The sequence below is a fragment of the Pseudomonas sp. FW305-3-2-15-C-LB1 genome (assembly GCF_058787615.1).
The window spans coordinates 115,247-138,019 of sequence record NZ_JBYSZX010000011.1; the positions used below are offsets into that span (position 1 = coordinate 115,247).

At 58.5% G+C, this 22,773-nt stretch carries 17 protein-coding genes and 3 pseudogenes; 5 read left to right on the forward strand and 15 right to left on the reverse strand.

Features of this window, described 5'->3' with window-relative positions; translation table 11 throughout:
• The 12 genes and pseudogenes from AC3WP7_RS20840 to AC3WP7_RS20895 form a co-directional block, all read right to left on the reverse strand.
• Positions 1-309 (reverse strand): immunity protein CdiI family protein, encoded by a 309-nt coding sequence (locus AC3WP7_RS20840; RefSeq protein ID WP_172963354.1) that lies wholly within the window; start codon positions 307-309, stop codon positions 1-3.
• Positions 310-1,321: 1,012 nt separating this feature from the next.
• The gene (locus AC3WP7_RS20845; RefSeq protein ID WP_102592641.1) at positions 1,322-1,834 is read right to left on the reverse strand and encodes a hypothetical protein; all 513 of its coding nucleotides are present in this window, start codon (positions 1,832-1,834) and stop codon (positions 1,322-1,324) included.
• A 1,166-nt stretch (positions 1,835-3,000) separates the two neighbouring features.
• Complete coding sequence (locus AC3WP7_RS20850) at positions 3,001-3,306, reverse strand: MafI2 family immunity protein (protein ID WP_102592644.1); 306 nt, start codon at positions 3,304-3,306, stop codon at positions 3,001-3,003.
• Between the two features lie 162 nt (positions 3,307-3,468).
• Positions 3,469-4,212, reverse strand: a complete 744-nt coding sequence (locus AC3WP7_RS20855; RefSeq protein WP_256579984.1) for a hypothetical protein — start codon at positions 4,210-4,212, stop codon at positions 3,469-3,471.
• A 93-nt stretch (positions 4,213-4,305) separates the two neighbouring features.
• A pseudogene (locus AC3WP7_RS20860) lies at positions 4,306-5,436 on the reverse strand (DUF637 domain-containing protein); the annotation flags it as partial.
• A 222-nt stretch (positions 5,437-5,658) separates the two neighbouring features.
• Positions 5,659-5,889 (reverse strand): DUF8617 domain-containing protein, encoded by a 231-nt coding sequence (locus AC3WP7_RS20865; RefSeq protein WP_146012727.1) that lies wholly within the window; start codon positions 5,887-5,889, stop codon positions 5,659-5,661.
• A gap of 178 nt (positions 5,890-6,067) precedes the next feature.
• Positions 6,068-6,562 (reverse strand): hypothetical protein, encoded by a 495-nt coding sequence (locus AC3WP7_RS20870; RefSeq protein ID WP_256575416.1) that lies wholly within the window; start codon positions 6,560-6,562, stop codon positions 6,068-6,070.
• A complete protein-coding gene (locus AC3WP7_RS20875; RefSeq protein WP_492599330.1) occupies positions 6,562-12,564 on the reverse strand; it encodes a two-partner secretion domain-containing protein in 6,003 nt (2,000 codons plus the stop codon). The genes AC3WP7_RS20870 and AC3WP7_RS20875 overlap by 1 nt, the downstream gene beginning before the upstream one ends.
• A 22-nt stretch (positions 12,565-12,586) precedes the next feature.
• The gene (locus tag AC3WP7_RS20880; protein ID WP_102592646.1) at positions 12,587-14,281 is read right to left on the reverse strand and encodes a ShlB/FhaC/HecB family hemolysin secretion/activation protein; all 1,695 of its coding nucleotides are present in this window, start codon (positions 14,279-14,281) and stop codon (positions 12,587-12,589) included.
• 424 nt (positions 14,282-14,705) lie between these two features.
• Positions 14,706-15,632, reverse strand: coding sequence for a FecR family protein (locus tag AC3WP7_RS20885; protein ID WP_092245926.1), 927 nt, complete (start codon positions 15,630-15,632; stop codon positions 14,706-14,708).
• Between the two features lie 37 nt (positions 15,633-15,669).
• Positions 15,670-16,215: an RNA polymerase sigma factor gene (locus AC3WP7_RS20890; RefSeq protein ID WP_016980117.1), complete on the reverse strand. Its 546-nt coding sequence runs from the start codon at positions 16,213-16,215 to the stop codon at positions 15,670-15,672.
• The gene (locus tag AC3WP7_RS20895; RefSeq protein ID WP_172963355.1) at positions 16,212-16,871 is read right to left on the reverse strand and encodes a TonB family protein; all 660 of its coding nucleotides are present in this window, start codon (positions 16,869-16,871) and stop codon (positions 16,212-16,214) included. Before AC3WP7_RS20895 ends, AC3WP7_RS20890 begins: the two co-directional genes overlap by 4 nt.
• 201 nt (positions 16,872-17,072) lie before the next feature.
• On the opposite strand from AC3WP7_RS20895, the gene AC3WP7_RS20900 reads away from it, so the two are divergent.
• Positions 17,073-17,384: a hypothetical protein gene (locus tag AC3WP7_RS20900; RefSeq protein ID WP_093528828.1), complete on the forward strand. Its 312-nt coding sequence runs from the start codon at positions 17,073-17,075 to the stop codon at positions 17,382-17,384.
• A 239-nt stretch (positions 17,385-17,623) separates the two neighbouring features.
• A pseudogene (locus tag AC3WP7_RS20905) lies at positions 17,624-17,728 on the forward strand (hypothetical protein); the annotation flags it as partial.
• 141 nt (positions 17,729-17,869) lie between these two features.
• Here AC3WP7_RS20905 and AC3WP7_RS20910 read toward each other — a convergent pair.
• A pseudogene (locus tag AC3WP7_RS20910) lies at positions 17,870-18,058 on the reverse strand (NAD(P)-dependent alcohol dehydrogenase); the annotation flags it as partial.
• 107 nt (positions 18,059-18,165) lie between these two features.
• Between AC3WP7_RS20910 and AC3WP7_RS20915 the strand changes: the two are divergent.
• The 3 genes from AC3WP7_RS20915 to AC3WP7_RS20925 all read left to right on the forward strand — a co-directional run bounded on the left by AC3WP7_RS20915 (position 18,166) and on the right by AC3WP7_RS20925 (position 21,358).
• Positions 18,166-19,062: a VOC family protein gene (locus AC3WP7_RS20915; RefSeq protein ID WP_092245935.1), complete on the forward strand. Its 897-nt coding sequence runs from the start codon at positions 18,166-18,168 to the stop codon at positions 19,060-19,062.
• A complete protein-coding gene (locus tag AC3WP7_RS20920) occupies positions 19,059-20,450 on the forward strand; it encodes an alginate export family protein (RefSeq protein WP_093528831.1) in 1,392 nt (463 codons plus the stop codon). The genes AC3WP7_RS20915 and AC3WP7_RS20920 overlap by 4 nt, the downstream gene beginning before the upstream one ends.
• A gap of 89 nt (positions 20,451-20,539) precedes the next feature.
• Entirely contained in the window at positions 20,540-21,358 is an 819-nt protein-coding gene (locus AC3WP7_RS20925) for an alpha/beta fold hydrolase (protein WP_092245939.1), read from the forward strand.
• A gap of 55 nt (positions 21,359-21,413) precedes the next feature.
• Here AC3WP7_RS20925 and AC3WP7_RS20930 read toward each other — a convergent pair whose 3' ends face one another.
• On the reverse strand, positions 21,414-21,800 hold the full coding sequence (locus AC3WP7_RS20930; protein WP_071488263.1) for a DoxX family protein: 387 nt from the start codon (positions 21,798-21,800) through the stop codon (positions 21,414-21,416).
• A 77-nt stretch (positions 21,801-21,877) separates the two neighbouring features.
• The gene (locus tag AC3WP7_RS20935) at positions 21,878-22,753 is read right to left on the reverse strand and encodes a LysR family transcriptional regulator (protein WP_071488262.1); all 876 of its coding nucleotides are present in this window, start codon (positions 22,751-22,753) and stop codon (positions 21,878-21,880) included.
• Between the last annotated feature and the right edge of the window lie 20 nt (positions 22,754-22,773).

Here is a 22,773-nt window from a genome sequence, read left to right on the forward strand (position 1 = left end):
TTATACCTTTTGCCCCAAATAAAGTTTAAAGAGAATAGAAAAATCCGGACCGAGCTCATTTCTCAAGCATTCAGCTAATCGCTCTCCTTCTCGCTTGAATTCGCGCTCTAACTCCTCACTCTTGAACCCAGAGTTTGGCGGGTAATCAGCATTCAGGGTTTCATCGTATATAGCGGCCCACTTTGATAGACGCAGCTGAAGCTCTTCAGAAATAGGAAGCCCGCAGGGAGCTATGTCCCCATACTCATCGGGGGACATATTCCAAAGCGGATGACACTGATAATCCGCCATCAACTTTATATTTTTCATTTAACGCTGCCCCTTGGATTTGCACCGACGACAAAGCCGTTGTCGCCAACAGTCACAGCAATTCGATGCGGCTGCCCATTAACAGTTAACTCATAAATTGGGCGCCCAGCTCCAGAGCCTTGATAACCAACGAGCTGGATCCCTCAGGATCCCTCAGGGTCTGACCCCGTTTTCCTTCCTAGCGACATGAAAAAGGAGACGGATTTATTTAGTCTTTGCGCTGATCAACAAGCATTAAACACCCCTGGAATGTGACCCCATTTAAAATCCACCTAACCATCCTGAAGAACGGCATAGTGATATCTTCCTGCGCCTTGGGTCAATTTTGTATTTGAGATTAGCGTTGGAACACCGATTGGGTGATCTGGGAATTGTTTGGAAAAACCAGGTATCGCTTGTTTGCCTACAAAACCCGCTGTGGTTTTTGCACCTACTCAGGAATAATTTCCAACTCACTCCACAGTGGTTTCAGCCCTACACTCTCCATATAAGCCCCATAGTCGAAAAAGGCCCTAACCCCAATGTCTTCGTATAAAAACCATGAGGCCTCGCACTCTTGACATACGAACAAGCAAGTGTCGCCAGCTATAACTTTAGCCTTGATAACATCTCCCTGCTCACACCTTGGACACAACATATAAAACCTCTCTATTTAACAGGACAGGCGGTAATGACCTGACTGGTCCCAGGCCGAACAATAACTTTAATACTCATTTCTCCTGAAGTACCAATCGCTCGGCCCATCGGGACAACATATGCCCCCGGATCCCCTACTACAGGACTACCTTTCTTGAGCCATGCTTCATCGACAGCGCTTAAAATCTCTTTTGTGTCCATACTAAAGACGCTATGTGCTGTCTTGGCTGGATTCGGTTCCGCATGCTCTATAACATGCAAAACTCTGTTTACTTGAACCGATCCTTGTCCATAGTCTAGACCAGCTGGAGTTGTCCAAGTCCGGGTAGCCTTGTCAAACGTTAGCTCTACTGCACCACCTGTCGCTTTTGCACCATTAAATCAGGCCAAGCTCTCGCAACTGTTTCTCGCTCGCAAACTCTAATCCGCCGTTCTCAACCCTAGACCCATCTGAATAATGGGAGTACCCACAGACATTGCACTGATAAGCCAACAATCCATTATGCTTACCTATAAAGGCGCGCATTCCCTCAGATTCACATCTGGGGCATTGCTTATCAACTTCGACAGTCGCCAACTCCTCAATTGTATCACGTAAAAACCTCGCAATTGACTCTACATCTCTAGCCTGAAGTTTCAAAACAACACGCTTGAAATTAATTAAATCACTCACCTTAAAGGAAGAGCATTCAACTGGAATCTCCCTCTCATCTAATTTCGTAAAGCCATCAAAACCATAGGCCGAAAACGGCTCACCGGAAAGATACTTGTGGTTACCTCTCATCCAAAACAGTATTACTTCAAGAACTTTCCTTAAAGGTGTTTCGTCACTCAGAGTTTCCACTACCGACTGGAATTCACGCCATATCTTTATGGGTAGAATACGCATCAGTTGCCTACCTTAACCGGGAAGGTTGTAATTAAATTGCCTGCCTTATCGGTGAATACCTTTATCACAGACGTAGGAACACCGCCATCCTTCAATGTAGTGGTGCCAATAACCCGCCCCACATCAACCGTTCTTACGAATTGGCCATCTGGCAGCGCAACAACCGGAGACTTCACGACAGAACTGCTCTGTAGGATGCCTTTCAGCTCATCCGGAGCAATGGGGATCCCTCAGGGTCAGACCCCGCTTACCCTTTATAAAATTAAGTATTCCCTAGATAAACGACCCCATCCGAGAACTCCATAAGCCAAGGCTCAGTTGATGACGAACAAAATGCATTCAAGACGCGGCCGTCAGATAATTTAAAAAATGGATCGATTGGCTGAGCATCGATAAGCCAACCTACCTCAACAATGGATAAGCCTAACAGCTCAGAAACATGGTCAAGGACATCGTCATCCCAACAAGCGAACAGCAACTCCCCCCCTTAGACACACGCCACGCACTCTCGGTCTGAAAGCTCCAACCCGCAGAAAAAAGCATCAAAATATCGCCATCCCAAAATACTCTTTCAATTTTCATAGGCAACAAAAGGGCCACAGCTTGCAAGAGTGTATTCATCATTTAGTCCACCTGCTCAATATGCGTACGCTCTCTAATCCACTGCTTCCGTTCAGCCTTCGATAAACCCTGCGGGGGCTGCGGCGGCTTTCCAGTAGTAGGATCAACAGGTCCACCATTAGCGTTCTCGAATGAGGCGCGCTGAGGACTTCGACCATCCGCCTGCATCACCCGAACTCGCGCACCATCAGGCAAGATGTATTGAGTTCCGAAAAAAGGGAACGAATTTATTTAGGCTTGGCGCTGCTCGGCAAGCACCAAATAAATCTGTCCCCTTCTCTTATGGCGTGGATCGCCACCTTGGGTAACGAGCCGTCCGCCAGGACGTTTTTCGTGTAATCCCCTACCAGGTTGAAACTGGCCGCCGCCAAGGTGTTGAACAAAGCATTTTTCGCCGCGTCACTGACACTGCCGCCCTGCCCCAGGGCTTTGTTCAGTCCCTCAGGGTCTGACCCCGTTTACCACCCCGTTTACCTTGTGTTCGATAAATAGGACTAATTACGTCAGGTAAAACGTGGCCTGTTGCTTTTGCACCAAGTCAAAAATCACTCTTTTCGACGATAAACGACCCTCTCAGCCTCCGACAAACTAGGTAGATCTTCGTTCCCTACAAAAATTTCCGACCTGCATTTTAAATCCGATCCCTGGTAAGCAGTATATTGACATATGATATCTTCTACCTCACCAATATCATCCTCTATATTTTCTTCAAGATAAAATCTTATTACCCAAACATCATCTTCACAATACAAAACCACCATCCTGAAGTTTGGAGTAACTGCCCCCAGCATCGCTTGAACAAGCATTAAGACTTGGAAATTCCAAGCTTTCAATTCGACTTCTGCATTCATTTTTGAGTCCAGTTAGGGTTAGCAGGGACAATACTTGAGTCCCTCAGGGTCTGACCCCGTTTACCTTTTTTAAAAAACTGATCGGCGTCACTCATAAATTTCGTTGGACCTGGAACTGCCTCTCTAGTTTAAACAAGTACTCCTTTAGCACCAACTAAAATGTCAATTTAATCCAAATAAAATCCGCCTGAGAGCACGTTGTTTTTCTAGGGTTGAACCATCAGAAAAAACCTTATCAGACGTTACAACTTTTAAAAACCTACCACACTCATAAACTTTAAATCCCTGGCTTTCCAACAACGAAATGCTGGCAAATCTATCCACACCAGCTCTCTCCCAGAAGAGGTTTCCTAGCCACATAGTGCTTCCAATCGCTTCAATATATCCTTGCCTGGGCACGTTACGGCCAGGATTCCCTGAGGTATCAATTTCCATTTGATCCAAGGGGGGAGGTAAACCATTTGACTTCATTGGAAGACCTGAAAGAGGGCGCCCCACACATTCATACTCTAGAGGGTCTGTAGCGTTCTGCCAAAAATCATATTCGACATCAGAAACCCATGCCTGAATAAAACCTTCAACGCTGAGAAAAGGCCCTATTTCCTCTTTCAACTTAGTATTACTATGCCCCTCTGATTCTTCTAGTACCAAAAAGCAATAACCCAGTGCTGGAAGCAACCCGAATCGGAGCTCAAACCCGCTAGACATCAAACCACTCGGCCAAGATTTTTTTTTCAATATTTTCTTTTCAAGCGTTTTAATATCAATCTTAACCCCATGCAGAAAAAACACCGTAGGGGAGGAAAACTTATTTAGAAGCTTCTCAACCAAGGCCAGCATCTGCAAACCACTGATCGACTCGATATCAAAAACAAACTTAAATCGCTTCATTTTTTCAGGTCTCACTTGAACTCTTTAACAACCACTTTGACATTATATTCACGTCCGAATTCGATAAGCGATTTAGCAGCAGCCGAACCGCCAGGCTGAACTCGCAGATCAAGCACCATATTTGCTGGTACACCATCGACTTTCGCGCCATTTTTTTCCTAAGTCGATAATATGATCTTGCATTCGGCCTAACCACGTACTTCCTGCCGTATCTACAGATTTCAGACTAACGAGCGTATTACCATTCTGAAAATCAACAAGCGGGAAATATCCATTTCTTTCGGCTCCTACGTTATACCAGCCGCTCTGCGGTGAATACTCAGTTTTAGCAAGGTATGACTCAATGTCTACCCCTCGTTGAGTCGGTTTAAGAGTCCAAATCTCTGAAAGATTCGTTTTGAGATCTTTTGGCCCCCCCGCCGCAGTCCCCACCCCAACCGCCAGCGCGATCTTCAGGTTGTCCGCAATGTCCTGCGCCTGGGCATCGCTCAGTGCCCACTTCGACTTGAGCGACTCGACCATCGCGCCCACCGAGTGCTCGGTCGTGGCGGTCGCCAGCATTTCCTGAAATTCGTAATTGCCGTTGATCAGGCTCTGTACCGCCTCCCGTGCATCGGGCGAGGCGTAGTCGGCGATGTCGCGGATGGCATTCAGGTCCGCCAGGGTGTTGGCGACTTCTTTGGAGCTTGCCGCGCAGGAACTGGGGTCGGCCTGGCAGCTGACGATGGCGTCAATGTCCTGCTGGAGGCTCAGTTCCTGGAATTTGCGTGTGGCGTCCTGGATACAGGAGGCGTCGGTGCATCGGGCTATCTGTTTGGCGGCCCGTTCCAGTTGGTTGTGTGACAGGTAGTTGTATTGCGTAGCGTTCTTCGCCACCCAGCTGCCGGTCTCCAGCTTGGCGGCGTCGGTGTCGCTTTGTGCCGCAGCCGCCAGTACGCCGACGATCTGCGAACTCATGGTGAGCAGGGTGTCGTTGCCTTTGACCAACGTATCCAGGTGGCCAACCAGTGCTTCGCTTGCCGCCGCCGCCAATGCGCCGGTCTTGAAGTCGCCGCCGGTGGCTTCGGCCAGCAAGCCACCGACCATGGCGTGGATCGCCACCTTGGGTAACGAGCCGTCCGCCAGGACGTTTTTCGTGTAGTCCCCTACCAGGTTGAAACTGGCCGCCGCCAAGGTGTTGAACAAGGCATTTTTCAGCGCGTCACTGACACTGCCGCCCTGCCCCAGGGCTTTGTTCAGTCCCTCAGGGTCTGACCCCGTTTACCCGCTCGTTTCATAGTCCGTTGATACCGGCGTAATTCTAGATTTTCTACTCACGGCAAATAACCTCTAATACCCTCTAATATCTTTAACATAGTTTTGCTGGACAAGCGGGAGATACCCGAAGTCTCCGTCAGCTTTAGATATAGCGCTACCCCAGACAGGCGCTACTTTTGCACCAACTTAACTTACAATAAATGACTATTCCGGCATATATGAAATCGGGGAAACATCAAAGCCGTTCCAAAACACTAATAATCGCCCACAACAAGAACACTTAAGTGCACTATTCATTTCTCGATAAATAGACTCCGCATCAACAGAGCCTTGGAATTTTTCAAATCCATCATCTGAAATCATCAACCATTCAATTGAATTAGGTATTCCACCAAAACTTAACTTATTACCACACTTGCAGAGAACTGAGGGCATTTTATTTTCCTATAATAACGACATCATTATTATTTTTTGCACCTAAACCGTTAACTCTACACAGTACATCTCCTAATTGCTCTCTGGTAACGGAGCTTTTCGATAAATCTAGAACAACTCCCTCAGTCTGTGTATTTTTCTTCGCAGTCCCTCAGGGTCTGACCCCGTTTACCTACGTTTACCTATCCCTTTTCTCGCCATAGCCGATAGATTGATAAAAAGTAACAGTAGGCCCGTAATCCTGATCTGAATTCGAAACCTCTACAGAAAAATTACATCCTGGAAATTTGTCCTTTAAAACTAGCCGCCATGAAAAAGCAATAGTGTCAGCTAGCTGCTCAAAAACGACATCATCAACTTCATCCGTACAGCCTGAAAAAACATCGTACATGTGAGTATGATTCATTATTTTTTCAACTGCAGAAATATCCCCATCAAGCTTTTTTAACCAAACCAAAAAAACCTCATGATCATATTTAGCATTTAAAAAAATCGCACCTTGGCTGATAAAAAAATCAGGAAACAACAGCCTGCAAAATAGCAGACAGTCTTCAGGCTTACAAATAGCGCTCATATAAGAAAATATATCAATATTATCGCTCTCAGCCCAGCTTGACGCCCATAGCTCGTATCGACTCAAACCGCTAAATTGCCCAAGCGTATTTACTTTCATTATGGAATCTCATCTGAATTAGTAGGCCGCGGAGCCAGTTTAGTAGAAGGCGACTGAACTCTTACTGTTCCGTCCGGAAGCGTATTTCTACCATATTCTATTACATGTGGTGTCGATACATTAGCATGAGCAGCACCTCTAACATCGACCCGCTTAATAATCATCCCAGCTGAATCATAGACGGCGTAGCTCGTAATATTTCCTTGATTATCGGCCCGATACAAAGCTCCATTCGCGGGGCCGCCGTCTAGCTTAAAGCGGCCGCTAATCTGAGTAGCATTTTCAAGCGGACCTCCGACAAGATTATTTGCGTTGCGAGGAATAGAGTTGTTGCTAGTCGCGCCTTTTACCCCACCCGCCACAGCCCGCCTATAAGCCACCACCCCCGCCGCAGTCCCCACCCCAACCGCCAGCGCGATCTTCAGGTTGTCCGCAATGTCCTGCGCCTGGGCATCGCTCAGTGCCCACTTCGACTTGAGCGACTCGACCATCGCGCCCACCGAGTGCTCGGTCGTGGCGGTCGCCAGCATTTCCTGAAATTCGTAATTGCCGTTGATCAGGCTCTGTACCGCCTCCCGTGCATCGGGCGAGGCGTAGTCGGCGATGTCGCGGATGGCATTCAGGTCCGCCAGGGTGTTGGCGACTTCTTTGGAGCTTGCCGCGCAGGAACTGGGGTCGGCCTGGCAGCTGACGATGGCGTCAATGTCCTGCTGGAGGCTCAGTTCCTGGAATTTGCGTGTGGCGTCCTGGATACAGGAGGCGTCGGTGCATCGGGCTATCTGTTTGGCGGCCCGTTCCAGTTGGTTGTGTGACAGGTAGTTGTATTGCGTAGCGTTCTTCGCCACCCAGCTGCCGGTCTCCAGCTTGGCGGCGTCGGTGTCGCTTTGTGCCGCAGCCGCCAGTACGCCGACGATCTGCGAACTCATGGTGAGCAGGGTGTCGTTGCCTTTGACCAACGTATCCAGGTGGCCAACCAGTGCTTCGCTTGCCGCCGCCGCCAATGCGCCGGTCTTGAAGTCGCCGCCGGTGGCTTCGGCCAGCAAGCCACCGACCATGGCGTGGATCGCCACCTTGGGTAACGAGCCGTCCGCCAGGACGTTTTTCGTGTAGTCCCCTACCAGGTTGAAACTGGCCGCCGCCAAGGTGTTGAACAAGGCATTTTTCAGCGCGTCACTGACACTGCCGCCCTGCCCCAGGGCTTTGTTCAGCAACGCAGAGGTGCCGTTCTGCAGCGCCTGGTTGGCCGCGAATTGGCCGACGCCGCTCCAGGTGCCCAGCGAGCCGGAGGTGGCCACTTTGCTGATGGTGGTATTGGTCTGCGCTCCGGTCCATGGGTCGAAGTAACCCACCGTCAGGCCGGCAGTGATCGCCGAAACCCCGTAGCCCTTCAGGGCATCGGACGACGTCACGTCCTTGAACACGGCACCGAGATTGCCCCGGTTGTTGACCACGCTGACACTGGCATTGGTCGAGGCGCCGGTCGCAACCGCACCGACCATGGCGCCGCCGACACCGCCGCCTGCTGCGGCCGTCGCCATGGGCCCGATGACCGCCGACATCACGATGGCAATGATCAGTTGCGAGGCCGGCCCCAGCCCGGAGTGGCTGTACTTGAAGCTGTCGTGGACCTCCCTGACCTGGCGCCAGTCCACATCCCCGCGCTGTTCTGCATCCTTGAGCCAAGCCAATTGCGGGTCGGCCTTGACCATCGCATCAATGGACTGGCTGACGCTCTGCTGATTGACCTGCTTGATGTCGATCTGCAAACCGTCGACGGCCTGGATCGCGATGGTGCCCCCGGCAACCAACTGGCTCTGGCGCAGCGTTTCGTCAGTGCTGCCCTTGCCCTTGGATGCCACCCAGAATGCGTTGTTGTTGGTCTTCTCGTGGCTCTCCTGATGCAGGTCTTTCACTGCTTCGAAGGTCACCGCCCCGCCACTGGTGATGGCGATATCCGCCGCGCTTTCCAGCCTTGCCCCTTGATACAACTGACCGCCGCCGCTGATCAGGTCGAGGTTGCCGCCTGTGGTGATCTGGCTGCCCACCGCACGCACGTCGGTGACTTCGTCGCGTTGGGTCTTGAGGGCGCCGAAGCTGCCTTTTTTCTTGTAGTCATACAGGCTGTAGTCGCTGTCATTGGCACTCAACAGTTGCAACTGCCCACCCGCCACCAGGTACGCATCCTTGCCGCTGCTGACCTGGCTGGCGTGCAGCACGATGTCTTGCCCCGCGCTGGCGTTCAGTTTGCCGCCGGCGGTGAGCTGGCTGCCCACGTGACGCACCTGGGTGCTTTGCTCATGCACCTTGGCGCCGCCGCGTTTGCTGTTGACCGCGTGATCGGTTTCATTGGCGGCGGCCAACAGGTGAAGGTTGCCACCGGCGGCGACGGTCAGGTCTTTGCCAGCGTTGGCGTGGCTGGCCATTAGGGTGATGTCGCGCCCGGCATGCAGGCTCAGGCTGCCGGCGGCGTTGAGATTGGCGCCAAGCTGTTCGGTGCGGCTGTGTTGGGTGACCCGGTGGCCGCCGTTTTCCGTGGTGCGTACCTGTTGGGTGTCGGTGACGGCGATGAGGTTGATGTCGCGCCCGGCGCTCAGGCTGGCATCGCCAGCGCTGTTGATGTCGCCTCGGTTGGTGATGTCGCGTCCGGCGTTGAGCGTGAGGCGCTGTGCGGCGCTGATCTGGCCCGCCTGGTCGAGATGGGTGACAAGGGTGCCGTCCCCCTGGTGCTTGGCATGGGCGGTGCGGTCGTTGACGATGTCGCCGGTGACGCTGGTAAGTTCGATATGGCTGCCACGGATCTCGCCGGCCATCGCGTTGCGGATACTGTCGGTGGCCAGCAGGCTGATGCGTTCACCGGCGCTGAGCGTACCGCCATTGAGCAGGCGGCCGTCGGCGATGGCGGTCAGCTCCTGTGCCGCTTTCAAGGTGCCGACATTGACGATGTCGCCACCGCTGACCAGGTTGATGTCCCGGCCTTGCACCAGGCTGCCCCCGCGCAGGTTATTGGCGTCGACCGTCGCCAGGTACAGCACCGGCACCAGCACGTCTTCACCCTGCACCTGGCGTTTTTCCATCCATACGATGTCGTGGGTCAGGGCCGCCACCTGCTGCGCGGTGAGGCCAACGCCGACGCTCAATTGCAGGCTGTCGCGGGCGCTGAGGCCGTTGTCCATCAGGTAGCGGAACTGTTCCTCGTCGCTCTCCAGCCCGGCGAGGAAGCGTTGCCCGGTCTTCGCCAGCACGGCGTCACGGATCAGGCGGCTTTCGTAGTAGCCGTCGCCCAGGCGTCGCCAGGCCACGTCGGTGCTGTAGCCGATCTTGTCGAGCAAGTACTGGGAACTGAGGAAGTTGGCCAGGTGGGTGAACAGGGGATTGGTTTCAATCAGGTAGGGGCTGCCCGGATTCTTGCTGGGGATAAACAGCCCGTATTTACCGCTGGGGAGTTGGAATTCCGGCGGCTGGGTCAGGTCATCGCTGAGGCGATCCGGGCTCAGTTCGAGGTCGTTGGGGTTGTGGCCAATGTCGCCGGTCAGTTGCGCCAGGGTGTTTTCCCGCAGGGTGCCGTTTTGCAGGTACTCGGTGGCCTGCAGGTTGAGGCGGCCGCCGGCTTGCAGCGTGGCGGCATAGACTTCGCGGCCATCCTCGCGCCAGGTGGTGAGGGTGCCGGGGTTGCTGAACCCCTCTCCGGTCGAGCGGGCCTTGAGTTCGGCAAAACGCACGGGGTCGAAGGGTGCGTTATTGAAGGCCGGCAGGTCGTGGAATTCCATCTGGTCCCACAGGGCTTTGTCGATGCGACCGGGGGTGCCGATGATGGTGCTGGAGATGCCGGTCTGGGAGGCCGCGCCCTGGTTGATAAGGCGGTTGGCGGAAAGGTGCACGTCGCCATTGGCGGCGAGCAGGCTGTAGCGGTTCTCCAGGGTCTGCGCGTCGATACGCAGGTCTTTGCCGGCCACCAGTCGCGCCGCCCTGGTGGAGTTGGGCGCGGCGGTTTCGCGCCAGATTTCGCTGATGTAGATAGTGCCGCGCTTGTAGCTGTCGTTGCCGTGGCAGTGCTGGCCGCAGACCCATTGGATACTGCCGCCGACCAGCTCGCGTTCGAGGACAAGGTGGGTGCGGGCGTTTTCAAACTCGCGGGCGTTGATGTGCAGGGTGCCTTCGGTTTCCACGTTGCCGGAGAGGTTGCTGAAGCGCGTGCCGGCGAAACTGAAATCACCGACGCTGTAGAGGTCACCTTCAAGATTGCTGAAATGCTCGCCACGCACATGCAGGTCGCCACCGCTGAACAGCAGGCCGCTGTTGGTGACGTTGGCAGTGAGCAGGAGGTTGCCTTGGCTGCCGAGCGTGCCGGGGTTATTCAGTTGAGCCGCATTGATCTGCATATGCCGCGCTGCGCTGAGCACGCCGAGGTTATGCAGTACATCGCGCACGCGCAGTTGGATGTCTTGGCCGCTGAGAATCTGGCCGTGGTCTTGGGTAAGGTTTGATGCGCTGATATGGGCATCGCCTTTGGCGGCGATCAGGCCGCTGTTGTTCAGGTCGCCATCGACCTGCAGGTGCAGGTAGTTGTCGCCGAGCAGTTCGCCCGCGTTGGTGAACGTGCCGGCCGCAATACTCAGTGCAGTGCCTGCCCCCACGATCTTGCCGCTGTTGTCGACGCTGTCGGCGACCAGGCTCAAATCGCCTTCGGCATGCAGCGTCCCGGCATGGTTGATGGCCTGTCCGGCGGCAATTTCAAGTTGGCCGGCGGTGACCACCTGGCCAGTGTTTCTCAGGTCCTGGCGGGCTTCGATCCTGGCGCTGTCGGCGGCGATCTGGCCGCTGTTATCGAGGCTGCCGCTGGTGATTTCCAGGTGGCCACTGGCATTGAGTTCACCCGGGTTATCCAGGCGCTGGGCCTTGATGCTCAGCTGTTTGCCCGCGATACGCCGGTCTTCCAGGATGCCGCTGACGACCTTGCCCTGGTTGCTCACCGTACTGCCTTCGAGGCTGACATTCCCGGCGCTGGCCAGGGTCTGCCGCACCACCAGATCGCCCTGGGCCTGCAGGTCGATATCAGCCATCGCAAAGGTCGGGCCTTGCAAGTCAATCGACGCGGCCTTGGCCGTGAGGGCGCCGACGCTGGTGGTGTGGGACAGGCTCAAGCCGCCATTGGCGTTGATCACGATGTCGCCGGCGGTGCTGGCCATATCGCCCGCCAGCCTTACGCCGACGCCCTGCTCAGTGCCCACCAGGCGAATCGTCCCGGCGTACATGCCGCCGAGGGCGCTGGCATCAATGGCCAGTTGCGGTTTGTCCCGGCCATCTTCGGCATGGGCACGGGCCTGCAAGGTGTCGGCACTGACATCGTTACGGCCGGTGATAATGTTGAGCTGGTCGGCATGCAGTTGCGCGTTGAGCTTGGCCGTGCGGGTGATCAGATCGAACTGGCTGACATTGCGGGCATTGAGCCCGGCGCCCTCCAGCGCAATATCGCCGCCGTCTACGCGAAAGTGATCCAGCCGCCCACCTTCGATCACGGGCTTGCCGGTGGTCAGCGTCGCGCGCGGCGTATTGATAAACCCGCAGCCATTGCAGGTGATGCCGTGAGGATTGGCGACGATCACCCGCGCGGCATGCCCCGCCACTTCGGTGTAGCCCCCCAAGTGGCTGCGGTTGCCACCGGTGACTTCGTTGAGGATCACGCTGGCAGGCCGCCCTTGCAGGCCTGGGTTGCCGAGGATCACACCGCCCAGTTGGGTGTTTTGCGTGGCCTGGGTGGCGTTATTGAGGATCAGCCCGTTGCTGCCGACGTTGTAGTCGGTGAACAGGTTATGGGACAGCCCGCTGCCATTGGGCCCGGCGATATTCACCACCGGCACGCCGTTGGGCGCATGGCCGAGGCTGGTGTCGGGGCTGGCCGGGTCCACGCTCAGCTCGGCGGCGGCCGCGACAATCGGGTTGAGGAAGATGATGCCTGCGAGGCTCAGGGCCAGGCACTGGTAAAACGGGCGGCGCACGTCCATAGGCTAGGTTCCTTGTTGTTATTCAGAAAAACAGGTCGATTCGGGCGTAGATCGGGTGTTCGCGACGTTCAACGATGGCCGGGCGCTCCAGGGAGCGGGCGAGCACCAGCGAAGCGGCAAGGTGAGTACCGCGTGCGCTGAGCTCCCAGGCATGGCCGGTAAGGCGCCCGGCAACGTCAGGGTTGTGCGGGCCACGGCGGATCACTCCGACGTCGTAGCCAAAGCCCACGCCCACTTCGTGCACCCAGGGGCGCAGCGCCTCCCAGGCCACCGGTTGGCGCCAGCGCACCTGGCTGCGCCAGTAGCCGCCGCTATTGCCCGAAAGGTTCTGTTGCTGGAACCCGCGCACCGCACCGAGGCCGCCGACGCTCAGGCGTTGTGGCCCATAGAGTTCGTCTTCGGCGTGTTGGCCGGTGGCAAGGCTGTCGACACTCCAGTGCTGGCCCAGCCAGCGAAAGGCCTGCAAATAGCTGAGGGTCAGGGTGTATTTCTGATAGCGCGAGGTCGGCGCGCCGCGCTGTGTAGAGAGATCGCGCTGGGCGTCCAGGGCGCCGATGCCCTGTTGCCAGCCGGCATCGAGGTTGAGAAAGGCGTTGCCGATGCGGCGGCCATGGTTGAAGCCCAGTTGACGCTCCGTGATGCGATGGCTGGAGGTGCGCAGCAACGCGTCTTCCAGGTAATTGCGGGTCCGCAGGTGGCTCAGGCCAAAGCTGAACGCCGTCTTGCCCAGGTTATCGCGGTGCAGCACGCGCTCGGCGCGCAACTGCTGGCTGGAGGTCTCGCCTGACAGTGCGAAGGCAAACCCGGAAAGGTCGTTGCGCGTGCGGTAGAAGCTTTGGCTGTGGCTGACATTGAACGTCCACCAACCATACGGCAGGCTGTAGAACAGGTTCTGGCTGTGGGAATGGCGCCAGTGGTCGCTGACGGTGTCGCGGCTGGCCCGCAGGTTCAATTGATCCGCCAGGCCCAGGGGGCTGTCCCAATCCAGGCCGATACCGGCCTGCTGGCGACCGGTGCTGGCATCGCCATGGTTGTTGCGGTTGGCCGAGACACGCCAGGGTTCGCGGCGCTCACCTTTGAGCGTCACGCGGCTGCCCCCCACTGCCTGCCCCGGCAACACCTCAAGCTGCGGCTGGCGCGAGGGCAAGCGCGACAGTTGATCCACCCACTGCTCCAGCTCGCGCAGGTCGAGCACCTCCCCTACGGTGCCGGGAAAGGTCATGGCGGACTCCAGCGGGCTGGCCAGCGATGAGCTGTCGAGCCCTTCAAGGCGCCCTTCGACCACGATGATGTTCAGTTCGCCATGTTTCAGGTCCTGCTGTGGCAGGTAGGCGCGGGTGGTGACGTAGCCGCGATGCAGGTAGTGATCGGTGAGGCTTTTGAGCACGGCGTTGAGTTGAGGCACCCCCAGGCAACGCCCCTGCCAGGGTTGCAGCAGCGCCTCTCGCTGGCCTTCGGGCAGCAATGTCGCGCCTTCAATGTTGATACGCGTGACGGTGATGCACTGGCCGTCTTCCAGCAGCGCGGGAGCCGTTGGCACAGCGATTTGGCCGGGCAGGTTCTGCAGGTCTTCAAGGCGACGACGCTGCTCTTCCAACACTTGCTGCTGACGCTCACGGGCCAATTCGCGGTCGCCGGGCGACACGGGGGACGCGGCAAGAAGCGGACCTGAAAACAGCGCTATCCCCAGCAGCGCAGGTCGAAAAACAGCCGGCATCCTTTCACCCTCACACAGGTACTCAAATGGAAAGAGCACCCATGCTGCCGAGGCTGAAACGCTTAAGGAAAACAGGAAAGGTTACAAAAAATTCGGCGTTCCTGAGGGCGTCGCCTTGTCTGTCACACAGGCGTTGGAGGGCTGTCAGATGCTTCCGAACAATGTCAGTCGAAGGAAGAAACCGGATAGGAAGTGAGACTTGAAACGTACATTTCCTGGTTTTTTCTTACGCTGAAAGTCCTTTCCCCTACAAACGAGAAAGACAATTCAGAGAGGATAAGAAAGGAGATCTGTCAGAGGAAAAAGACCGGTCGCTCAACCCATGAGCACACAGGCATACCTGAAAGCGACAGGCGTAGATTAGCGTTCTGGCCCGGTCCATTTACATCGTAAAAATTGGAGTTACCCGACGAGCGGCAGCCCCTCAACTCAACAACACCACCCCACCCGGCAACTCCGTGCACTTGGCCCCATACGCATCGCGGATCAACAACGCCACGCCCGCCAACTGCTGCAAACTGAAGCGCGCCTGAACCCGACGCTGGCCCAGTTCCTTGTTCAACAGCAGCAGCATGCCCGGGCGATAACGGTTGATCTCGTCCACCACCGTCGCCAGCGTGGCGTTGTTGAACACCAGCACCTGTTCACGCCAGGCCACCACTGCCTGGGTGTCCACCATTGTCACCTCGCTGACGCCGGACGCGCCGTAGGTGAGTTGCCGGCCGCTGTCCAGGCGCACGCTGCGCCCGGCGATGGCCACCGCGAGTGAACCGTCGATGCAGGTGACGCATACCCGGTGGTCGGTATTGCGCACATTGAAGCGTGCCTGCGCCGCGCTGACCGAGCCCTCGCCAGCCTGGACCAGCAGCGGTTGCGAAACGTGGGTGACCACCTCGACTTCGCCTTCGAGCAGTTCGATGCCCTCGCCCACCCGGCTGATGCGGGTCTGGGTGTTGAGTTCCAGGCTGATGCCTTGGCTCAACAGCACTTGGCGCTGCTCGCCGACTTCGGTGCGATAGTCCGCTGTGAGCCCGGCGAAGCCGCCCGGCACACCGACGCGCACCATCACCACGGCTGCCGAGGCGGCGATGGCCCCGCCGAGGAAGGCACGGCGGCCAAAGCTGCGCGGTTGCGACATTTGATCAAGGGCCGGGGACAGTTGCTGCCACAGCGCCTTGGCCTGTTCGAAAGCCTGGGCGTGTTCCGGGCTCTGCGCGCACCAGGCTTTGAGGGCCTTGGCATCGGCCACGGTGGCGCGGCCCGAGGTCAGCAGGAGCAGCCAGTCGCGGGCTTCATCGTGCAGGGGGCTGGCGGCGGACTGCCGGGCGGTGGAGAGGCTAAAAATATTCAAGCGCGCACGTACTCACGGATTTATCAGGGACTCGACACTAAGACGGTTTTCCGGCCCCGGGACCGAACCGCTGAATCACTTTTCTTTCCAGGCGTTTGGCACAGTGGCCCAGGGCGGCCTTGATTTCCTTTTCGACCATGCGCGTGGAAATGCCAAAACGCTGGGAGATTTCCAGGTGCGGCGCCTCTTCCAGGCGCGCGGCGATAAGGATCTTGCGCCGACGCGCCGGCAGTTCGTAGAGGGCCTTGACCAGGGATTGGATTTCTTTCTGGCCGCCCACCACTCGCGACGGGTCCTGGGCTTCGTCGGCGCTTTGCAGCAGCTCTTCCACCTCGCTGCCGGTGAGCAGGCGCGCATCGGCCTGGCGGCGGTCGGCGGCGATGTTCAGGGCCATGCGGTACAGGTAGGCATTGGGCTGTTGCAGGTTCGGCGGCACGTCCATGCGGTCGACGCGCAGGTAGGTCTCGTGCAGCACGTCGTTGGCCAGGTCCTCCGAGCCCAGGCGCTTGCGCAACCGCACCTTGAAGTCTTCGTAAGAGGCCAGGAACAGGCTGACCATCGTACTGTGCCCGGTATTTTTCATCCCTCCGAGGCTCCTTTTGCGGCTGTGCATTCCATGCGCGTTCCTGTTGTGTCAGGCATCAAAAGTAAAGTCACCGGTTGGCGCAGCGAGCTTGGCGCCGGGCGTTCGACCCGCGCCGCTGCCAGGCTGCGCACCAGTGCTTCATCGCGTTGTTCGTCGCCGGTGGAACTCACCAAACGGCTGTGCTCGACCCGCCCCTCCGGGTTGACCCACACCTGCACCAGCGCGCGAAAACTGCCGGGCCGGGTCAACGGCGAGCGGCACAGGCTGGTCTCGATGGCTTGCTGCAACGCCGTCGCGTAGCTGTTGTTGATCCGCGCAGCGTTGCGTTCCGCCGCACCCCGCGTAGTAGGCGGCGGGCTGACTTGCGGGGTCTGCAAGGTAAACGCATCGCTGCGTGCATAACGGGCCATCAGGCCACTCCCTGTCAGCAACATCGCCAGTGCCTCTTGCGCCGTGAAGCGCCCGCGCACTGCGATGGAGCGCCGCCCGCGCGTCAACTCACGGTCCACCAGCACCGCCATCCCGGTGGCACGGCTGTAGGCTTGCAGTGCATGTTCCAGGTCCTGCGCCGGCAGGTTCAACGGCAGCAGCGGTGACTCTGCCTGCGCCGCGCGACCAGCGGCCAGCAGCAACAGCAAGACCAGGGCGCGCATGACGCGCCTCCAGGCTCCCTGTTCACCCCCTGTTCTGCATCGCTGCACGGCCGACGCGCCCTAGAAAACCGTCATCCTGAGGCCAGTTTATGAACCTGATGTTACGGTGATAGCAAAAAAAACATCACGGTGATGAGAGGCCCGCTGCACTAGACTTCCAAGCCTTACCGGCCCACTCCTTCGGGCCTGCCAGGAGGCCCGATGAAGCAGTTACCGACCCTCGCCAGCCTGTTGCTGTGCGCTGCCCTGCCCCTGTTCGCCCATGCCGAAAACGCTGCCGGCACGTGTGCCGAAGTCAGCGTGGATGGCTACAAGGCGCCCGACTATGGCTGCCTGAGCCAGCAGATGGGCAACCACACGAACGCAACCAAGGCGGCCAAAAAGAACCGCGAGGCGCAGAACCTCCCCATCGAAAAACGCCCGCCGAACGCGGTGGGCCTATCCACCCCGGCGGCCACCAGCGTGCGCATGGGCAATACCTTCGGGACGTCGGTGAAACCGCAGCGGCCCTGAGGGCCAACCCTTTCAAAACGGGCGATAAGTCCCCTGTGGCGAGCGGGCTTGCCCCGCGTTGGGCTGCGCAGCAGCCCCAAAACCAGCGCCCGGAGCATGCCTGATTCACCGCATTCCTCCTTCCAGGGTCGCTTCGCAACCCAACGCGGGGCAAGCCCGCTCGCCACAGTTGCAGTGTTCGCTCTTAACGGGAGGGTTTCAGCCAGAGACTGGGAGCACTGGATCGCGTTTACCCTGCTGGTCGGGCTGGGGCTGCACATGATCTGGTGGGCAAGTGTGCGCAGATGGTCGGTGGTGTGGTGTTGATGTTGGTAGGGGCGACGATTCTGTACGAGCACCTCTCGGTCCAGGCACACCACAAAATAATGTGGGAGGGGGCTTGCCCCGATAACGGCGGGTCAGTCAATTATGCGGTGACTGGCCGACTGCTATCGGGGTGTAAGCCCCCTCCCACAAGGGTTCTACAGCGGTTCAGGGAATGCGTTTCACGCCGCTTGGCTTTCCTTTTTCAAGCTGTCCATATCGATCACGAACCGATACTTCACATCGCCCTTGAGCATCCGCTCATACGCCTCGTTGATACCCTGGATATCGATCATCTCGATGTCCGAGACAATCCCGTGCCTGGCGCAGAAGTCGAGCATGTCCTGGGGCTGCTGGATGCCACCGTTCAACCATGACCAGCATGGACGCTGAATCGTTCAACCGAGCACGTCCGTACAATCCGCCGGTCGGCCCCGTCCCTAAGATCGAGACTTTCTCAAAACGCGGGAGAGTGGGTATGTGTAGAAAAGTCAGGACGGTATCGCTGGCAGTCACCTTGCTGGCCGGGGCCATGATGAACAGCGCCTTCGCCGCTACACCGGCGGTCGCCGTGGCCCCGCAATACGACACCAGCCACGTCTATGTGGCACCGGCCGATGTGGAGCGTTTTACCCAGAGCTTCCTGGCCACATTCGGCGGCACAAGCACGCCCCAAGTGGTGGTGAACGTGTTGCCGGTGCCCAGCAGCACCACGTCGCAACTGCTGCAGACCCCGGCAGGCACAGTGTCGCTGTTCGGTTTCACCACGCCGATCCCGCACCCGTTCGGCCAGGAGCGCAACGGTTACCTGGTCAAGGACATGGACGTCGCCCTCAAGGCCGCCCGGGAGAACGGCGCGGCGGTGATCGTCAGCGACTTTCCCGACCCGATCGGGCGTGACGCGGTGGTGCAGTGGCCGGGCGGTGTGAACATGCAGCTTTACTGGCACACCAAGACCCCGGATTACGCCGCGTTCCAGACCGTGCCGGAAAACCGCGTGTACCTCAGTGCCGAGCGTGCCGACACCTTTATCAAATCGTTTATCGGCTTCTCCCACGGCAAAGTCCTGGCCGATGACAAACATGCCCCTGGCGTGGATATCGGCCAAGCCAACGGCAACTACCGTCGCGTCGACATCGAATCGCCATTCGGGCGCATGGCGGTACTGGTCACCAACGGCCAACTGCCCTACCCGTTCGGCCACGAGACCACCGGGTATCAAGTGGCTGACCTGACGGCCACCCTGGGCAAGGCCACCGGCTCCGGCGCGAAAGTGTTAGTGCCTGCGTTCGACAGCAGAGGCCGTCGCAGTGCGTTGGTGGAATTTCCGGGCGGCTACGTCGCGGAGATCCATCAACTCAACGCCGCAAAATGATGCGCCGCACAGGCTGGGGCCTGGCCGTGCTGTGGCCGGTGCTCGTCGGCAGCGTCCACGCGGACGAGCAAGCGACACGCCCGGCCATCAAGGCCAACCGCTGGCAGGAAGACTGGTCGGTTTTGCAGGACCCGGCGCTGCGCACGCAGCCGCTGGACAGCTTGAAGTACATCCCGCTGTCCAGCGCGAACCCCTACACCTACCTGTCCCTGGGCGCGACGTTGCGCGAGCGTTTCGAGATGAACGATGCCAGTGGCTTCGGCGTGCGGGATGTGAAGCGTGATCGCTACCTGATCCAACGCTTCCAGGTCCACGCCGACCTGCATCTGAACGAGCACTGGCGGGTGTTCACCCAATTGGAAGATGTGCGGGCGTACGACAAGACCACGATCGGCGGCGCCGACCAGAATCGCGTCGATCTGCGCCTGGCCTTCGCCGAGTACGTGAATACCTTCAGCAGTGGGACTCTCAAGGCCCGTGTCGGGCGCCAGGATTTCGCCTTCGACCTGCAACGCTTCATCTCATCGCGGGACGGCCCGAATGTGCGGCAGTCCTTCGATGCGCTGTGGGCCGACTGGGAGACCTCCAACTGGCGTTTTATCGGGATCGCCAGCCAGCCGGTGCAGTATCAGGACGGGCGTCACTTCGACGACAAATCCAACAGCGATGCGCGCTTCCACATGGTGCGTGTGGAGCGACTGGTGGGCGGCAAGAACGAGTTGTCCGCCTACTACGGCGTGTATGAGCGCACCGGCGCCCACTACCTGGACGCCGACGGCGACGAGACCCGCCACCTGTTCGACGCACGCCTGGGCGGCGCGGCCATGGGCTTTGACTGGGACATCGAAGCGATGCTGCAAAGCGGCTCGGTCGGCAACAAGGACATTCGCGCCTGGGCCGGTGGCAGCCGTACCGGCTACACCTTCGACAGCCTGGCCTGGAAACCGCGCATCGGCCTGCAACTGGACATCGCCTCGGGCGACCGCAAAACCGGGGATGGCACCGTCGGCACCTTCAACCCGCTGTTCCCCAACGGCTACTATTTTTCCCTGGCGGGCTACACCGGCTACAGCAACCTGATTCACGTCAAGCCGTCGATCACGGTCAAGCCGATCGACAGGCTCAGCGTGCAAACCGCCATCGGCCTGCTGTGGCGCCAAACCACCAGCGACGCGGTCTACACCCAGCCCAACCTGCCGGTGGCCGGCACCGCAGGCCAGGGCGATCGCTGGACTGGCGCCTATGCGCAAGTGCGCACCGATTATGTGTTCAGCCCCAACCTCACCGGCGCCGTCGAGGCCGTGCACTACGACGTGGGCCAGACCCTGCGCGATGCTGGCGGTGACGACAGCAATTACCTGGGGGTCGAGCTCAAGTTCAGCTGGTAACCCCAAGCAAGCACACCCGTACAAGCCCTCGAGCCGGTTAACGGCAATAGTGATCCTGCGTTTTATCCCCCCTCGATAAGGAGATGTTCATGAGCACATTCGTCGCCAAAGACGGTACCCAGATCTATTTCAAAGACTGGGGCAGCGGTAAACCCGTGCTGTTCAGCCACGGCTGGCCGCTGGACGCCGACATGTGGGAATACCAGATGGAATACCTGAGCAGCCGCGGCTTTCGCACCATCGCGTTTGACCGCCGTGGGTTCGGCCGCTCGGATCAGCCCTGGACCGGCAACGACTACAACACCTTCGCCGACGATATCGCCCAGTTGATCGAACACCTGGACCTCAAGGACGTGACCCTGGTGGGCTTCTCCATGGGCGGTGGCGACGTCGCCCGCTACATCGCACGCCACGGCAGCGCACGCGTGGCCGGCCTGGTACTGCTGGGCGCGGTCACACCACTGTTCGGCCAGAAAGCGGACTACCCGCAGGGCGTGCCGACTGAAGTGTTCGATGGCATCAAGGCCGGCCTGTTGAAAGACCGTGCGCAATTTATCAGCGACTTCAACACGCCGTTCTTCGGCATCAACCAGGGCCAGAAGGTCTCTGAAGGCGTGCTGACCCAGACCCTGCAGGTGGCGATGCTGGCATCCCTCAAGTCGACGGTGGATTGCGTGACCGCGTTCTCCGAAACCGACTTCCGCCCGGACATGACCAAAATCGACGTGCCGACCCTGGTGATCCACGGCGATGGCGACCAGATCGTACCGTTCGAAACCACCGGCAAAGTGGCGGCCGCCTCGATCAAGGGCGCCGAACTGAAAGTCTACAAGGACGCGCCACACGGCTTCGCCGTGACCCACGCGCAGCAGTTGAACGAAGACCTGCTGGCGTTCCTGCAACGCTGAAACACCTGCACCACCCTCTCCTTATTTTGGCCGGGCTTGCCCGGCCTTTTTTTGCTCAGGAGAAACGCTGGCCCAGGACCAGGCGACCGGGCCCGCTGATCAGCAAGGTGGTGAAGATGATCAACAGCAGCCAGCCGAACTGCCCTTCGAACAACGTCCACTCCGGGTGCACCACCAACAAAGCGATCAACAGCACCGCCAGGATCGGCAGGCACGCCAGGCGCACCAGCACCCCGGCAATGATCAGCAGCGGGCACAGCACTTCAGCGAAAATCGCCAGCAACAACGTGATGTTCGCCCCCAGGTGAAACGGGTCTTCGATCAGTTGCAATTGCTCGCTGTAGTTGAGCAACTTGGGCAAGCCATGCACCCACAGCAGGAACAGCGCCCCGCTGATCCGCAGAAACAATAGTCCCAGGTCCTGACGCGTCGATTCGTTCATACGTGCTCTCGGTTGATTGCCACAAACAACGATTGTGTCGACCGAGCCACCGCCGCGCTTGCAAGCCTGTGCTGACCTCACTCCCCGGTGCCGGCAAACGCCGCCACGATCTCATCGATCACCGCCCGCACCCGTGCGGTGTGGCGCAGATCGGCGTGGGTCACCAGCCACACGTCATATGGCAGGGGTCGGGTGCGCTCCGGCCACAGGCGCACCAGCCCGTCGCGCTCACCGGTGCACACCGGGATTTCGCCGATGCCGATGCCGGCAGCGATGGAGCGGCGCACCAGCAGGCTGGAACTCAAGGCAGCAACGATGCGCCCGCGACCGAGGGGCTCGGAGACCAGGGTCATGTCCTTCTGGCTTTGCAGGTGAGGTTGGTAGACCACCAGGTCATGGCCTTCGAACAGGCTGCCCGGCTCAGGTACGCCGTGACGCTCGAGGTAACCCTGGGACGCAAACAACCCCAGCGGCCAGCGCGCAATACGCCGGGCGATCAGGTCGGGGTTATCCGGGCGCTGGTTGCGCACGGCGATATCGGCTTCGCGCTTGGCCAGGCTGAGGATCTGCGTGGAGGCGTCCAGTTGCACGCGCACGTCGGGGTGTTTGTCGTGCAGGCAGGCGATGGCCGGGATCAGGAAGTCGATGGCCAGGGAGTCGGTGGTACTGACCCGCACAGTGCCGGTCAGGCGGTCATCCAGGCCCTGGATCTGGCGCTCCAGGTCGAGGGCCGAGCGCTCCATTTTCTCCACCGAAAGCAACGCCGCTTCGCCGACCGCCGTGAGCGCGTAGCCTTCGGAGGTGCGCAGGAACAAGGTTGCGTTCAAGGACTTTTCCAAGGCGTTGACGCGGCGCCCTACGGTGGCCTGGTCCACGCCCAGTACCCGTGCGGCGCCGCGCAACGTGGATTCGCGGCACACCGCCAGGAATACCCGTGCATCGTCCCAATTCATGCGGCCTCCCATTGATGCAG

What these genes read in the sequence shown, in the direction of transcription:
- AC3WP7_RS20870 (WP_256575416.1), bottom strand. Translation starts at nt 6,562, where the DNA reads ATGAAAGTAAATACGCTTGGGCAATTTAGCGGTTTGAGTCGATACGAG.
- AC3WP7_RS20935 (WP_071488262.1), bottom strand. Translation starts at nt 22,753, where the DNA reads ATGAATTGGGACGATGCACGGGTATTCCTGGCGGTGTGCCGCGAATCC.
- AC3WP7_RS20915 (WP_092245935.1), top strand. Translation starts at nt 18,166, where the DNA reads ATGTGTAGAAAAGTCAGGACGGTATCGCTGGCAGTCACCTTGCTGGCC.
- AC3WP7_RS20840 (WP_172963354.1), bottom strand. Translation starts at nt 309, where the DNA reads ATGAAAAATATAAAGTTGATGGCGGATTATCAGTGTCATCCGCTTTGG.
- AC3WP7_RS20875 (WP_492599330.1), bottom strand. Translation starts at nt 12,564, where the DNA reads ATGGACGTGCGCCGCCCGTTTTACCAGTGCCTGGCCCTGAGCCTCGCA.
- AC3WP7_RS20845 (WP_102592641.1), bottom strand. Translation starts at nt 1,834, where the DNA reads ATGCGTATTCTACCCATAAAGATATGGCGTGAATTCCAGTCGGTAGTG.
- AC3WP7_RS20920 (WP_093528831.1), top strand. Translation starts at nt 19,059, where the DNA reads ATGATGCGCCGCACAGGCTGGGGCCTGGCCGTGCTGTGGCCGGTGCTC.
- AC3WP7_RS20930 (WP_071488263.1), bottom strand. Translation starts at nt 21,800, where the DNA reads ATGAACGAATCGACGCGTCAGGACCTGGGACTATTGTTTCTGCGGATC.
- AC3WP7_RS20850 (WP_102592644.1), bottom strand. Translation starts at nt 3,306, where the DNA reads ATGAATGCAGAAGTCGAATTGAAAGCTTGGAATTTCCAAGTCTTAATG.
- AC3WP7_RS20900 (WP_093528828.1), top strand. Translation starts at nt 17,073, where the DNA reads ATGAAGCAGTTACCGACCCTCGCCAGCCTGTTGCTGTGCGCTGCCCTG.
- AC3WP7_RS20925 (WP_092245939.1), top strand. Translation starts at nt 20,540, where the DNA reads ATGAGCACATTCGTCGCCAAAGACGGTACCCAGATCTATTTCAAAGAC.
- AC3WP7_RS20895 (WP_172963355.1), bottom strand. Translation starts at nt 16,871, where the DNA reads ATGCGCGCCCTGGTCTTGCTGTTGCTGCTGGCCGCTGGTCGCGCGGCG.
- AC3WP7_RS20865 (WP_146012727.1), bottom strand. Translation starts at nt 5,889, where the DNA reads ATGCCCTCAGTTCTCTGCAAGTGTGGTAATAAGTTAAGTTTTGGTGGA.
- AC3WP7_RS20890 (WP_016980117.1), bottom strand. Translation starts at nt 16,215, where the DNA reads ATGAAAAATACCGGGCACAGTACGATGGTCAGCCTGTTCCTGGCCTCT.
- AC3WP7_RS20880 (WP_102592646.1), bottom strand. Translation starts at nt 14,281, where the DNA reads ATGCCGGCTGTTTTTCGACCTGCGCTGCTGGGGATAGCGCTGTTTTCA.